Raw genomic sequence first — 13,919 nt, forward strand, 5'->3', positions numbered from 1 at the left:
TCCCGCGCGGCACCTCCGCTCACCAGCCGTGACCTGCCTGGTGCGGCGGTGAGCTCAGGCGTCCTCCTCGTCCACGAGCGGTGTGATGGCACGCAGTCGCTGCTCCGCCTTGGCGCTGAGCTGTCGCCAGCCGAACCGGCGCACCACCGCCCGGAACAGCCCTTTCTCGTCCCGCCGGCCGTGCAGCAGGGCCTGTTCCGCGAGCACGGTCGCCAGCTCGCGGGGTGGGATCTCGTCGATGGTGCGTGGCCCGGCGGTGCGGACCCGCACCTCCGGTTGCTCGGGCAGCCGGAAGGTGCGGTGTGCGATCAGCTTGGCTCCCAGCGGGTTGTCCTCCACCAGCATCTCGTGGCGCACAGCCGCGGAGACGCCCTCGTTGAGGGTTTTGGAGATCTCCTCGGTGCGCCGTCCCCCGTAGGCGCGGGCGTAGAGCCTGGTCAGCCGGTCCCCGAGTATCGGCCCCTCGGTGGCCACGATGTCCGTCAGTTTCTCGGCGAGCTGCTTGCGCACGAGGTTCTGCGGATGCGGCAGCGTGCCGCTGTACTCCACGTACTCCTCGTGCTCGGAGACCGACCTCTCACCGCTCGGACCGGATGCCTCGGCGGCTTTCCCCGCGTCCTCGTCGGCGTCCTCGGAGTCGTCCTCGCCCGGCTCGGGTTCCGAATCCCCGATCACGGTCTCGTGCTCGGTGGTTGCGCTCTCGTCCTCGTCCGGCACCGCGAGCGGCGCGGCCGCTCGCCCGACGACGTCCGGCTCGACGGCACCGTCCTCGACCGGCCGTGCCGAGACCGGTTCGCACGGTTCCGCGGTCACCACCTCCGCGGTGCCGACCTCCGTGGGGTCGACCGCTGTCGTCGCCGCGGCCGACTCGACGACAGTCGGTTCCGAGCTCGCCCGCTCCACGACTTCCGGTTCGGCTCCCCGTGGGTGGATCCCCTGCTCCCTCAGGGCCTTCCACAGCGCGTCGAGCTCCTGTGCCTGGTTCACGTAGAACGCCGACTCCCGGACGCGGTGGAACGTCCAGCCGCAGCGCTCCAGCTCGCGCTGTCGTGCCAGGTCGCGCTCGTAGGCTTCCGGGCCGTGCCACGCGTCGCCGTCGCACTCCACCGCCAACCGCGCCCTGCTGCCGATCACCACCAGGTCGATCGTGTAGGGCTCCACGGAGTACTGCGGGATGACCGAGTAGCCGCGCTCGACCAGCCGGTTGAACACCCGCTGCTCGAACAGCGAGTCGAACCTGGTGTCGCGGTGTTCCTCGGAGACCGTGCTCACCAGCTCGTTCGAGTCGGTCCGGGCAGCGCCGTCGATCACGCCGTAGCAGTGCTCCAGCAGCTGGTAGCGCATGTCCTCCTGGTTGTGCAGTTCGGACAGGCTCACCGAGTGGAACAGCCAGACCTGGTCCCTGGCGCGGGAGACCGCCACGTTGTAGCGCTGCACGTGCTGCAGCGCGGTCAGCGGGCTGATCCGCTTGCCCTCCCTGCTCGCCTCCACCATGGACAGGAAGACCACGTCACGCTCGGCGCCCTGGAAGTCGGGTGGGGTGCCGCACCGCAGCTGACGTCGCTCGATCTCCTGCGGCGTGAGCCGTTCCAGCAGCATCCGTTCGATCAGCCGGGCCTGCCGCGGGTCCCCGAGCAGTGAGATGACCCCGAAGGTCTTTCCGTCGTAGCGCGGATCGGCCGCGCAGCGCACGATCTCCTCGACCAGTGCCTCGGCCTCGGGTTCGTTCAGCTCGCCCTTCCGGTGGCCCTCGGTGACGTGGCGGGCCCGGAACGGTTCGAGCCTGTCGGCGTCGTACTGGCGCACCGGGCTCAGCCGGATGTTGTCCGGCCGGTAGGCGATGCGGTTGGAGAACTCGATGATCTCCGGCACGCACCGCCGGTGCTCGGTCAGCGTGATCTGCCCGCCGTAGCGCATCTTGGCGTCGTCGAACAGGCTGTGCAGCGGGTCCTGCCAGGCGTTGCGGTAACGGTCGTCGGCGATGTACTGGCCGGCCAGTTTGCGCAGATCCTCCTGGTCCAGGCCCACGCCCATCGGCGAGACCTGCTTGTCGTCGCCGATGACGACCATCTTCGGCGCCATGTACTGCAGGAACACCGCCTCCAGCCCGGCCTGCGAGGCCTCGTCCACCACGACCACGTCGAACATGTCCGGTTGGATCCGGAACTGTTCGGCGATCCGGTAGATCGGCATGATCCACACCGGCACGGCCGGCCTGCAGCGCATCATGGCTTCGCGGATCTCGGACCGTCGCCGCTCGGCGTGCGTACCGGTGCCCTTGCCCAGTCGGCGGACCAGGTTGGAGTAGTTGCGCAGGTCGGCCCGCGCGCTGCCCCCGAGTCGTTCCGGGGCGACCGCGTGGCTCCACGCCCGCGTGGCGTAGAGCCGCTCGCTCTGCTGCCGGATCACGTTCTCCAGGTTGTTGATCCGGGTCTGCAGCTCGTTCTCGTCGACCGTGTGCTGTCGCAGCATCCAGTCCCGCACGGCCAGCCACCGCCAGGCCGCCTCGAAGTCCGCCAGCCGCTCGGCCCAGAGTTCCGCCGTGGTGTCGGCGGCCTCGACCTCCGTACGCAGCTGCGGCAGGGATTCGTTCAGCCGCTGTTCCAGCTCGTCGCGCCGCCGGAGGCCTCGTCGGATCTCCAACAGGTGCAGCAGCCTGCGGTGGTGGGCGGCGTAGTTGTCGATGTCGCGTGCGCGCACGGCCTCCACCAGCGCGTGGACGCACTCACCGGTGTTGGACCAGCGCGTCTCACCCACCAGCTTGTGCTCGAGTTCCCGCAGCGGTGCGCTCGCCGCCGCCGTGGCCTCCACGGCCGCCGCGACGTCGACCAGCGCGGCGTAGCGCCGCACCGAGGCGAGGTCGTTCCAGTCGGGTTTCGGCAGTCCCTTCCGGGCCAGGCGCTGTTCCTCGGTGGCCAGTTCCTCGCCGAGACGCAGTACCCGTTTCAGCTGGTCGGCTTGGGCCAGGTGCCAGTCCAGCCGTTCGCGGAACGTGTTCTCGGCGGGGATCGTCATGTCCTCGGGCCAGGCCTTGTCCAGCGCGATCAGCGCCCGGTAGCACTCGGTCCAGTGCAGGAACGTCCGCAGTTGTTCGACCGTGGTGGGGCAGCGGCCGTCGACCCGAACCTGTCGGAAGAGCGGTTCGGCGTGTTTGATCCACTTGGCGGCGAACAGGCCGAGCTTCGGGGTTCCGTCGGAGCGGGTCCTGATCCTGCCGCCGTCGTTCAGCCGCTGGAGCACCTCCTCGGCGAGGTTGGTCAGTGCGGAGACGGCGCCGTCGACCCGCACCTCGACCAGCGGGTCCAGCTGTTTCAGCGCGGTGTCGCAGCGTTCGGCGAGCTCGTCGATCCGACTCACGCGGGAACGCCAGATCTCACCACGGCCCGCCAGCACGTCGTGCAGGGCGGTGTTCAGCCACGCCTGCGAACCTCCCGCGAGCTCCTCGACGGTGTCGGCCAGTCCTCGCAGCCGCTGCCGCAGTGATTCCCGCGCCGCCCGGTCCAGCGCGCTCACCGCGTCGAACGCGGCGTGTTTCCTGAGTTCGTCGTGCCGTTGTTCCTCCTCGCGCGCCCGGGACTCGGCGGCGACCAGGTCGGCGAACTCCTCGGGTGCGGCGATCTCGGCGGGGTCGACCAGTCGCTGCCGTGCCCAGGGTTCCTCCGCCGAGGTCTCCCGGTCGTACAGCGCGGCGCGCCACTCGTTGATCTCGGCGTTGTCCAGCGGTGGTGCGCTGTCGGCCGACACCGAGGCGAACTCGGCCAGCCACTCGTAGCGTTCCGCGTCGGCGGCGTGCTGCCGGGCGATCGTCGACAGCGTGCCCTGGTAGCCACCCACGGAGTGTTCCCTGGTCTCGTGCTGTCTGGCCTCGACCAGCTCGTGGTGCAGCCTGGCGCGTTCCCGCCGCGCCTCCTCGATCCGGTTCGAGCACTCCGCGATGATCTCGGCGGCGCGCTCCTCGTCGTACGCCTCGGTGTTGTCGGCGATCGTGTCCACCGCCACCCGCAGGTCCGACATGTCCTGGCGGGAGTTGCCCACCACCGCCACCGACAGCGGTTTGATCTCCTCGGGGAGCTTGTCGCGGACCTCCTGTAGCGCCCGGTCGGTGTGCGCGGTGACCAGCACGCGTTTGCCCTGGGCGAGCAGGTGTGCCAGCAGCGCGGCGATCGTGTGTGTCTTGCCGGTGCCGGGTGGGCCCTGCACCAGGGTCTGCGGTTTCGCGTCGACCTGCCGTACGACCCGCAGCTGCTTCTCGTTGACCGGCAGCGGGAGGAAGGTCTCCTCGTCGACGGTATCCCGCCCGCCGGTGGAGCCGGGGTGCTCGGAGCCGACGGGCTGCTGGTCGGGGTCGACCAGGGGACGCACTCCCGAGGGGACGACGCCGCTCTCGGCGAGCTGGGCGGCGATCGACTCGAAGATCCGCACGATCCCACGCTGCGAGCGCTTCCGGGTGATGATCGCGGGGGCGAAGGTGGCCACGGGGTGGGACTGGGGGCGCGCGGGCTCGTCCTCGTCCCGGTACTGGCCGTCGGCGTCGAGGGTGTGCACGAACCGGCGGATCACTCCGGCCGGCTGGTCCCGGTCGAGGGGGTGTGCCTCCAGCGCGGCGGCCTCGGCGGCCAGCTCGTTGAGCTTGTCGGTGTCGGTCAGCAGCTCGGGGGCGAGCATGTCCCGTTCGAGGGTGAACTCGTCCGCGCCCTCCTCGGAACGAACGATGGTGAGTGTGCCGGAGTCGTCGTCGAGGTGGACAGCGGCGGCGGTGGTCAGCAGGTGTCGTTTGATCCGGGTCCGGCTGTCGGGCTGCCAGCTCAGGCAGCCGACCCCCAGCACCAGTTCCAGCGACTCCGGGTTGTTGCCGATCTCGGTGTAGAGGCCGAACAGTTCGTTGTAGAGTTCCCGCACCGGCCGGTCGGCCAGTTCCCGCTCGGCCCAGGAGCTCCAGTCGGCGAGCCAGTCCTCGTGGTCCTCGTCGATCTCCGGGTGGTCGGCGCGTCGCAGCCGTTCCGCGCCGCGTTCCTCGCTGCCGCGTTCGGTCGTCGGTGCGGCGGCGGCCGGAACCGTCTCGCGCAGCCGGGGCGTTTCCGCCGGGTCGTCGATCGAGCCGTTGAGCCACTCGGCCAGCCGCGTCGACGGCTGGGGCGGGTCCTGCTTGGGCAGTCGTTGGACGCTGAGCACGTGCCCGTTCTCGGAGGGGGCGCTGTCGCGGCCCGCGAGCGAGACCGCCGGATGTTCCGGGACATCGCTCATCCAGCGAACCGACTGGTACTCCTCCATGGTGTGGATCGGGGTGGTGCGCAGCCGTTGCGCCTCGCCGAGGAACTGGAACAACCGTCGCGCTCGGTCGGCCAGCGGGTCGTTTTCCCGGGGCCGGGGCTGCGCCTCGTCCTCGGTGTTCGGGTCCGCGGTGCCCGGGTTCTCGATATTCGCGGCTTCGGCGTCCGGTTGCTCGGGGGAGTCCAGCTCCGTTTGCTCCCTGCCGATTGTCACAGTTGTTCTCCTCGCGGGGGTCGCGTTGTCGAAAGGGGCGGGCGACGTCCTGTCGCGCGTGCGTCGTCGAGGGTCGGGACGACAGTGCTTTCGAACGGGGGAGCTGTCGTTTTCCGGGGTGTCGTGTTCCGTCGCTGTTCTAGCACCTGCCGGTCTGGTTCCGGCAGGGCAGGTGGGTTGTCGGTGCCCCGGGAGGAGGAGCGGGACGGGCGGCCACTCGGGGCTCGAAAGAACTGAGCCTGTCCGGACCGCACCAAGGAGGCGTACGGATCCGCTACAAGGGGTGCGGATCATCCAACCCCGATTCGGGCACCCCGACCGTTCCGGAGATGCTCACCTGATCGGTCTCGTGTCTCTTGTTCTGCCGTCGCCGTTGGCTGGACCGTTTCGGCGGCGGCCCAGGCTTGACTCCACACCGCCTCTTCTCGTCGTTGGGCTCGAGCCAAGTGTGCGTGACGCTCAACTGTCCGCGCCCGCGTCATCCCGGTCGTTCCTGACGTGTTGCCAGGGGGACTCCATCTCGGTTTTCGTGGTCCATAGAAAGTCCATAGTGGTCTTGTTTTCAGGTCGTCTGTTATGGAGCTTCTAGGTCTATTGTGGATGGTTTTACTCGTGGAAGTGGATCGACAGGGTGTGAGACGGACCAGGAGACGTCGATTCTGAGTCCGCATCACTCGGCCAGGTAGTCGTGGTGGTCGTGGTCTCGACATGACCTCGCGGTCATTACGAGAATCCCGCTTATGCTGACTGGACGATTGCAGCAAGCTGCTGCCACGTGTGTGTTGGTCGTGCTGATGAGCGTGGGTGGCGCGACAGCCGCCTACGCTCAAGATGTCCCCAACGTTGACCCACGAGACATCTTCGACCTCATCCGCACCGTGACCGACCTCGTCGCAAACATCGTTCAAGCTATGAGCGGCCTCATCCCGTAATGGTCTCGTGGTAGAACTGCCTGGGTGAACCTCCGATGAGCGTTTCTCGGAGGCCCTACGTTTGCGTGTCCGGTAGCTTATGTTCGCGTTGCAGTGGGAACAGGAAGCCCGCAGGTCCGACAGCGGAGGGTCATCACCAGGAACCACGTGATCGAGCTCGGTAGCACGGAGCGTGTACCCGAGGAGGCCGAGGAGTTCCGGGCCGTGCTGCGGGACTACGTGCGGATGTACGCCTTCCTGTCGCAGGTGATCCCGTACTACGACACCGACCTGGAACAGCTCTACCTGTTCGGCAAACACCTGTTCAACGTGCTGCCGCGCGGCGCGGACAACACCAAGTTCCTGGACGACCAGCAGGTGCGGGACGACTACATCCGGCTGGCGCGCAGGCGGGCCTACGAGATGATTCACCGCGACGTGGCCTGAGCGGTGTCAGGGTCGCTTTCGCGGGTGCTCGGGTGGCCGGCGCCGCGGTTTCACGAGAAATCGCCGTCGGGGGCCTTCCTCACGAGAGCCGTACGAGAGAATCCGCCGACTCCTCAAGCGCTACACCGCCCGCGAACTGTTCCGAACACTGCGGACCACCAGCACCACGTGACACACCTAGGTGTGCTGTCTCATGAGGTTGGTATCGGCCCGCGAGGGTGATCAGTCGCCACGCGGAGGGTGTTCGGGGCGTGGTGGTAGCTGGTCGGTGTCTCCGACGAGCCAGTGCAGGAAGCCGAGTATGTGGGCGTTCATGTCGGAGTCGACCTCGGTGACGGCCGCTTTCGCGCGGTCGTGTAGATCGGGGTCCGGCCGGTAGACGACCGATTGCTGTGAATTGATCGTCGTTAGCCAGAGGGAGGCCTCACCTGCCTCGGGGACGGTAGCGCCCGAACCCGCCTTCGGTGTTGATGATCTGTCCTGTGATCCACTGGGCCTCGTCGGTGACCAGCCAGCTGATCAGCCGAGCGGGATCATCCGGTTGGCCGTAGCGTCCGAACGGGAACATCGGTGCGACTTCGCGCCACATCTCGTCGGTGAGGTACCCGGTGTCGACCGGCCCTGGGTTGACCGTGTTAATCCGGATGCCCTGGTCGGCGAGTTGATCCGCCAGGGTCGTGGTCACGCCGACCAGCGCGGCCTTGGCCGCGGCGTAGGCGACCTCGCCCGGCAACGGGCCGAGATGCTGTCCGGAGGTCAGGAACACGACAGCCCCACCGGCGCGTCCGTCATGGTGGTTGGCGAAGGCCTGGGCGAGCAGGATAGACGAGCGGGCATCGACGGCCCAGTGGCGATCCAGCTCGGTGGTCAACGTACCCAGCGGGCCGTCTTCACCGGTCAGCGCGTGGTTGCACACCAGGATGTCGACGTGGCCGAACGCTTCGATCACTGCTTCCAGGATCTGCTCTGGAGCGCCCGGTTCGGTGAGATCACTGTGCTCATCGCGACCCTGCCCCGGAGCGGAAGTAGTTCTCGTCCCAGTTCACTTCGCTGAACCTGATCCACGCGCGCACTCTCTCACAAGACATGCAGGCTAAGCGTTGGATTTTCGGCACCAGGGAGGCGGCCAGAGTGCTGGCCGCGACAAGCGCGATTCGTCTGGTCGCGCGGGCGGCTGTGGAACGCCTCTCGTATTCCTCCACGTCGGAGTAACGGGGTGATGGTGCGCGGTCTCGATTATCAGACAAGTAGGAAGTGGGGCGGGTCGATGGCCACACGGCGGCACTTGCGCACCGTCGCAGCCGGACAGTCGGAGGGGGCGTCGATCGCCGAGGCGATCGCGAGCTACCTGCGATGGCTGTCGACCAAACGCGGCCGCTCGGGACGGGCATGGGTTCGTAGTGCTGGGCCACGGTCAGCAGATGCCGCAGCACCGCCGAGAGGGGGCGGTGGAGCACGCTGGCGAACACCGCCCGAGTCTGGCGGTGAATCTCCTCGGGATCTTCGAATCGACAGCACCGACACCTCAGCGATGGGCGAGGTCGCCGTCGCAATGCTGGCGCTGTTCGCGCATATCGAGCTGGTGTTCTTACACGAACGTGTCGCCCACGCCCACTTTGTGACGATCTATACCACTCGGATGTCGGCTGGTGGCAACGACCGTGGAGAGCGCACTATGGATCACCTCTACTGCAGAAACGGTAGGGACGTAGGGGCTGGGGGCCCAGGGGGACGTGTGGGGACGCCCAAACCTGGGTTTGCACTGATGCGGGCAAGGACTCATCTGTGTACTGGGAGGTTCGAAGATGCGACGCGAACGTAAGTCGTCAATGCCGGGACGGTGCAGCACGGTACTGGCGTCGGCGGTGGTGCTGGTCGGCGTGCTGACGCCGTCCGCGATGGCAGCAACGCCGTCAGCAGACACTGGAGAGGCAACTGGGGCAGCCTCGGCCTCGGAGGATGGTGTGGAGCCTAGCCCTCCGAAGATCCTAGGGCTTGAGCCCGGACAAGCGCCCGATCCTGATGCGGTTCCCGCTCCGGCCCCTCCCGACGCTATCCCTACCGAGGTCGGGATGGAGTCCTCGCAGGAACCTCAAACATCCACGAACGCGAGGTCAGGCGCCAAGGCAATACCGGCATGCACACCTCGGACAAGGTCCGATTACCCGCATATATCAGCGAACGGGGTCGACGTGTCGGCTCACGCCTGGTGGTTTAAGGGCAGCTGCAGCAACAACACGGCGACGCTGACGGCGATCCTGTACGAGTACTACGACGACGGCACGTGGCGACCGAAGCAAACGGCCAGAGATGGCAGCAAAGCTCCCGGCAAGAGCCCAAAGCTCAACGTACGCGAACGCTGCCAGGGTGACGCCTACACTGGCTGGGCCGTTAGGGTTGATGTCGACGTAAACTGGGAAGTTGACACCGGTGAAACAAGCTGGGCGCAGGACAACCTGTGGTGCCGACGGATGTAAGAGGTAGCGATTGACAGGGAGCGGTCAAGAAGCTCGCCCCAGTGCGGCGCCGGGTGGCGGCAGAACCGCGGGCACCATGTTCGCCGCACTGTACGGCGAGCTGACGCCGCATCCCTGGCGTGACCAGGACAGCGGCACGGATGCCTACTCGCTGTTCCATGACAGATCGCAGGCCATGGGATGGCTCCACGACATCCACACGGCGACCCGAAAAACCGTCACAGGTCGTGAGACGAGGCAGGCTGGGGCAGCGGGTCTGTGGACGATGAACGACGCTGGACAGGAGCACCTATACCCGGACCCTGGATTGCCGCTAGCCGTGTGGTTCCAAGTCGGGATGGAACCGGTGCCCACCGAACGGCCGCTGCCGGTACAGCCGTTTCTGCGCTGCGCTGGAGACGCCGCGGCACGGATCGGCACTCTGCAGCTGCAAGCCGTGCAGCTGCTGTTGCCCGTCGACGGTCTCGATGCCGCGTCGCGTCCGGAGCCCGACCTGATGCCATCGTTAGAGAACGCCGAATGGTTCGGCGACCGTGACCCGCAGTCCGCGACGTCAGTGCAGCTTCGGCTGGACAGCGGGAACGTCTCGTCCATCCGTTCGGCGGCGCCGCACATGCGGAAGCAGCTCACTCGGCTGGAGCAGGACGTGTTCGTGTGCGAGTCGTATTCGCTGGCCGAGCAGGACTCGCTGCCGGTGCAGCCTCCGTTCGCCGACCGGTTCTGGAACGGCCCGCCCCGGCATCAGGCGAGCTTCCACGGGACGCTGGCCGAATGGTCGCTGGACGCGCTCGGCTGGCTGGGTGGTCTGCTTGCCGACCTGAGCGCGTGGTCCGGCGTCACCACCCCGCTGCTGCTCACTGCCAGCCGCGCCGGTGAGACCGGTTCTGGTTAGAGTGCTGCGTCGTCCGCGTCGTCGGTGGCGTCCGGATCGCGCAGGGCGCGGAGTCCGGTGTTGGGGGCGGAGGCGGTGAAGGTGTAGCGGCCGAGGCAGTTCAGATGGGCATGTCCCAGTGGGGAGAGCCGGGCCGCGTCCTCCTCGCGGACGGGATCGCCCTGGTCGCGCAGCTGGGTGAGGGCGGCGTCGTGCTCGTCACTGAGGTTGCGCTCTCGGCCGCACACCTCTCGGTCGAGCACGAAGACTTCGTCGTCAGGGGGACTGTTCAACATCTCTACGGCGACCTTGACTTCAGCGTGCCGGGCGAGCACCCACACACCAGGGTCGTCGGGAAACCTCGCCTGGAGCAAGCGTTCGGCACGCCTGTAGGAGCTGGTGGGGTCAAACGCTCGGCAGTACGTGCTACGACACTGGCACTTTCGGCGGCTTTGACAATTGGTTTATCCGGAGTGGTGGCGCAGGCCGCGACCGACCCGCTGCGCAAGAACACACCTGTGTTGTGGACACGTCGAGGAAGGAGATCGTCGCTGGTTCCTCAACGTTTCTGTCGTCGCGCTCGGTTCCTGGGGTGCTATGGTCGAACAATTCGCCACATGGCAGAAGGATGCGAATTCCTGGTCCGTCGGTTCGGCGTTATTGGTGCAGTGAGTTGTGCCGGTGGTATCGTCCGGAAATGTGTCTGATACGCAACACTGGAGTGTGGCTACGAAGTTCGAGGACTTCTTCGGCGGGCCACGCCTGGCCACCACGGGGCTCGCTGTCGTTGTGGCCCTGGCCGCTCTGATCGCGCTGGGCTGGGCCGGGGTGTCGGCGTTCGTGTGCGCCGCTGTATTCACCGGCGTGCAGGCAATCCTCGTGACAGGGTGGGTCGCGATCCGCTCGGGTGGGAGTGATGCGCTGCGTGTTGGCCTGGCGGGGCTGGGTGGTCTGATCGTCCTGTTCGCGTTCGGCGCTACCGGCATATTCACCTTCGCTGACCAGAATGTCTGGTCCGGGCTCAGCGGAGTGATCGGTATCGTGACCGCGACCTTGCTCCTGCGGGTGTCCCTGCCCCGTCAGAACCACGGCATCCAGTCCCAACAGTGCTAGTCGGCTTCGTGCTCCCAAGACTGGCCTGAGGCGGGTGCGGCCAAGATACGCCCGAAAGGGCCGAAAGGGACAGTGGGGCCGGATAGCCAACCCGCACTCACGAGAACCCGTGCCGGAATCCGAAGTCCGGATCGTTCTACGCTGCCCGCAAAGCGACACTCAGCCTCTCTGACTCTGTGAACAGCAGAAAAAGACTCCTTCCTTCGCGTCGACGGTGGGAAACCGTCCCGGACGGCAGCCTGGTTCCGGGGCTGCGTCAGGCTGTCGGGCAACGCGCTCCGAGACCAGCACCGAGTCGGCACGATCGGGGAACCAGCGGAAAACCGCGATGACCAACAGATGGTCCACAGCGGGCAAGGCGGTTCCTCACCCGCTGGTTCGGCCGTTGTGTCCAGGGGTGACGAGGACACTCGCTTGTCGGTGTTCGTTTCCCCGTGGGCGTTCTCAGAGCCTCCGGAGTCTGGCCAGCACCCGTTCGAGAACCGAGTACGGCACCGTTGTCCCTCTCTTCGGGGGTTCGTACAGGTCGCCGGAGAACGCGGGGACGTATCCGCGTGGTCGAGGCGCCTGGCGGTGCCGCCCGGTCATCGTTCCCCCTCGGCGCTGCCGGTGTCCGACTGCTCGGCTTTCCCGTCCCCGCACTGCTCGGCGATCAGGAGTTCGGTGCACTCCGAGCAGGTGGGAGCCTGGAACCAGTCCAGCTCGCTGGGTTTCGCCATCGCGCATCGCACGCCGCACACGGACGTGGCGGAGGAGCGGCCGTCCCAGTGCTTGCCCCGGAAGGCGTGCCGGTGCCATGTGAAGCCGGTTCGATCCGGCACCGGTAGCCAGTAGTGCCATCGTTCGGTGGTTTCCACGTTCGATCACTCTTTCCGGCTCGGTTGGGCCCTGTGGAGCTTCAGGTACGCGGTGAAGCAGAGGTCGCAGAACGGTCGGATGTGGTGCATGCGGCGGTCAGGGGACGCGGGGGCCTCGGCGTAGGCGTGCCCGCCGAGCGTGCTCACCGCACCGCCTTCGACCGGCAGCGCGTCCAACGTCGCGTGCTGGTACGTGTCGCCGTCCGGCACGAACCACGACACGACGACCCGCCTGGTCTCCTCGCTGATCTCCACTGAGTTCCCCCGTTCCACGGCAGCCCGGCCACGATGTCGACCTGCTCGCACGGCACTGATCGCACTCATTACTCACAGCATCGACGCAGTGTCGCTTTGAGCGCAGTGGCGGAATGGGGGTCACCTCGGGGCAGCTCGGTGGCAGACTGACGAGCATGGTCGGTAACGATCACCTCAAGGCCGCGCGGCACGCGGCCGAATCGGCCCGTGTGCCCGGTGAGCACATGAGCCGCGCCGAGTTGGCCGAGCGGGTCAACGCATGGTTGGCAGAGCACACCGGCAGGCCGGGAGCGCTGGACCGGCACTACCTCGGCAGGCTCGAACGTGGACAGATCCAACGGCCGGGACGTGACTACCGAGCTGCCTTCCGCGCTGTTCTCGGAGCAACCGATCACGATCTCGGATTCGCACCCGACCCACGAGCCGAACGGCTCCGCAGGGCCGCGCGGCACCCCCGCACGGCCGATGCCACGGCCCTGTCCCAAGCAGCCGACATGTTGTCCACCGTGCGTAGGCTCGAAGACGAAACGTCCGCGAGCGCTGTCCTGCCCAGCGTTGCGGCCCACGCCGAGCTCGTGAACCACTTGGCCGAGGAATCCAAGCACACAGCCGAAGCGGTGGGACTGGCCTCGGAGGTCAGCCAGTACCTCGGGTGGCTCAAGATCGCACGGGAGGAGTACGGCCACGCGCAAGCCCACTTGGACTCCGCAGCGCGGCTGGCGATGGAAGCCGACGACCCGCAACGGCTCGCCACCGCGCTGAGCTTTTCCGCGTATCGCGCACTACTGCTCGGTAATTACAGCCAGGCGGCCAATCTCAACCGTGCTTCTCTCCGGGACAGCCGTGTTGATCCGGGGCTCCGCGCGTACGGACACTTGCAAGGTGCCGAGATCGCTGCCCACCAAGAGGACACCCGTACCGCCACCCGGATGCTCACCCAAGCCGATCGCCTGATCGAGAATGCACCCGATCCCCAAGAGTTGCCGGACGGTTCGTACTGGCACATACCTGCTGTCCTCAACGGCCACAAAGGGTTCGTGCTCCACGCGCTCGGAGACACCGAACAAGCTCGTCAGGCCGCGAGAGAATCCCTGGAAGCCATGCCGGAAGCCTGGGCCCGTGCCGAGTGGGCGGCGGGCCACCGTGTCCTCGCAGGGTGGGAGAGCGAGGCTGCCACACAGCGGATTCGTGAACTCGATTGAACCTCGCTTCGACTGATCCCCGGCCGAACAGTTTCGCACCCTCGGATTCGTTCCGGGGGTGCTTTTCATCGCGTGCACGTTCGGTCACGAACGAAAAAGAGCCCCCTGATCGTGACCAGAGGGCTCGTGCTATCTTGATTCCGCCAAGAGATCAAAATAACAGTGCCGAGTCTAGCACGGAATAGACTTCCCGCCACGCGCACCCCAGGCAGCGCGCGGGTAGGGCTGTAAGTCCTGGCCACGGTTCACAGCCGTGCGGGCCGCCGTCAGAGGGCGTGAAGCTCGCGCGTCAGGCAACGCAC

The 13,919-nt window shown here is 66.9% G+C and carries 7 protein-coding genes and 2 pseudogenes; 4 read left to right on the forward strand and 5 right to left on the reverse strand.

Annotation, left to right across the window (positions count from 1 at the left end; genetic code table 11):
• Window positions 1-54: 54 nt before the first annotated feature.
• Window positions 55-5,484 carry an AAA domain-containing protein gene (locus CEP50_RS09295; RefSeq protein WP_258175111.1) on the reverse strand — a complete coding sequence of 1,810 codons (5,430 nt, stop codon included), beginning with the start codon at window positions 5,482-5,484 and terminating at the stop codon, window positions 55-57.
• A 1,079-nt stretch (window positions 5,485-6,563) separates the two neighbouring features.
• Here CEP50_RS09295 and CEP50_RS09305 point away from each other — a divergent pair.
• Window positions 6,564-6,842 (forward strand): hypothetical protein, encoded by a 279-nt coding sequence (locus CEP50_RS09305; RefSeq protein ID WP_106113538.1) that lies wholly within the window; start codon window positions 6,564-6,566, stop codon window positions 6,840-6,842.
• A gap of 424 nt (window positions 6,843-7,266) precedes the next feature.
• On the opposite strand, the pseudogene CEP50_RS09310 reads toward CEP50_RS09305, so the two are convergent.
• Window positions 7,267-7,839 (reverse strand): annotated as a pseudogene (locus CEP50_RS09310) (SDR family oxidoreductase); the annotation flags it as partial.
• A 1,556-nt stretch (window positions 7,840-9,395) separates the two neighbouring features.
• On the opposite strand from CEP50_RS09310, the gene CEP50_RS09315 reads away from it, so the two are divergent.
• The gene (locus CEP50_RS09315; RefSeq protein ID WP_106113540.1) at window positions 9,396-10,211 is read left to right on the forward strand and encodes a hypothetical protein; all 816 of its coding nucleotides are present in this window, start codon (window positions 9,396-9,398) and stop codon (window positions 10,209-10,211) included.
• Here CEP50_RS09315 and CEP50_RS09320 read toward each other — a convergent pair.
• A pseudogene (locus tag CEP50_RS09320) lies at window positions 10,208-10,402 on the reverse strand (Tn3 family transposase); the annotation flags it as partial. The gene CEP50_RS09315 and the pseudogene CEP50_RS09320 overlap by 4 nt on opposite strands.
• Before the next feature lie 511 nt (window positions 10,403-10,913).
• Here CEP50_RS09320 and CEP50_RS09325 point away from each other — a divergent pair.
• Window positions 10,914-11,303, forward strand: coding sequence for a hypothetical protein (locus CEP50_RS09325; RefSeq protein ID WP_106113542.1), 390 nt, complete (start codon window positions 10,914-10,916; stop codon window positions 11,301-11,303).
• A 584-nt stretch (window positions 11,304-11,887) separates the two neighbouring features.
• On the opposite strand, the gene CEP50_RS20565 is transcribed toward CEP50_RS09325, so the two are convergent.
• Window positions 11,888-12,022 carry a hypothetical protein gene (locus CEP50_RS20565; RefSeq protein ID WP_258175113.1) on the reverse strand — a complete coding sequence of 45 codons (135 nt, stop codon included), beginning with the start codon at window positions 12,020-12,022 and terminating at the stop codon, window positions 11,888-11,890.
• Between the two features lie 144 nt (window positions 12,023-12,166).
• Window positions 12,167-12,484, reverse strand: coding sequence for a hypothetical protein (locus CEP50_RS09335; RefSeq protein WP_258175115.1), 318 nt, complete (start codon window positions 12,482-12,484; stop codon window positions 12,167-12,169).
• Window positions 12,485-12,570: 86 nt separating this feature from the next.
• Between CEP50_RS09335 and CEP50_RS09340 the strand changes: the two genes are divergently transcribed.
• Complete coding sequence (locus tag CEP50_RS09340) at window positions 12,571-13,617, forward strand: XRE family transcriptional regulator (RefSeq protein WP_146134778.1); 1,047 nt, start codon at window positions 12,571-12,573, stop codon at window positions 13,615-13,617.
• The last annotated feature ends 302 nt before the right edge of the window (window positions 13,618-13,919 follow it).

The sequence above is a fragment of the Actinopolyspora mortivallis genome (assembly GCF_003001495.1).
GTDB classification, from domain to species: domain Bacteria; phylum Actinomycetota; class Actinomycetes; order Mycobacteriales; family Pseudonocardiaceae; genus Actinopolyspora; species Actinopolyspora mortivallis_A.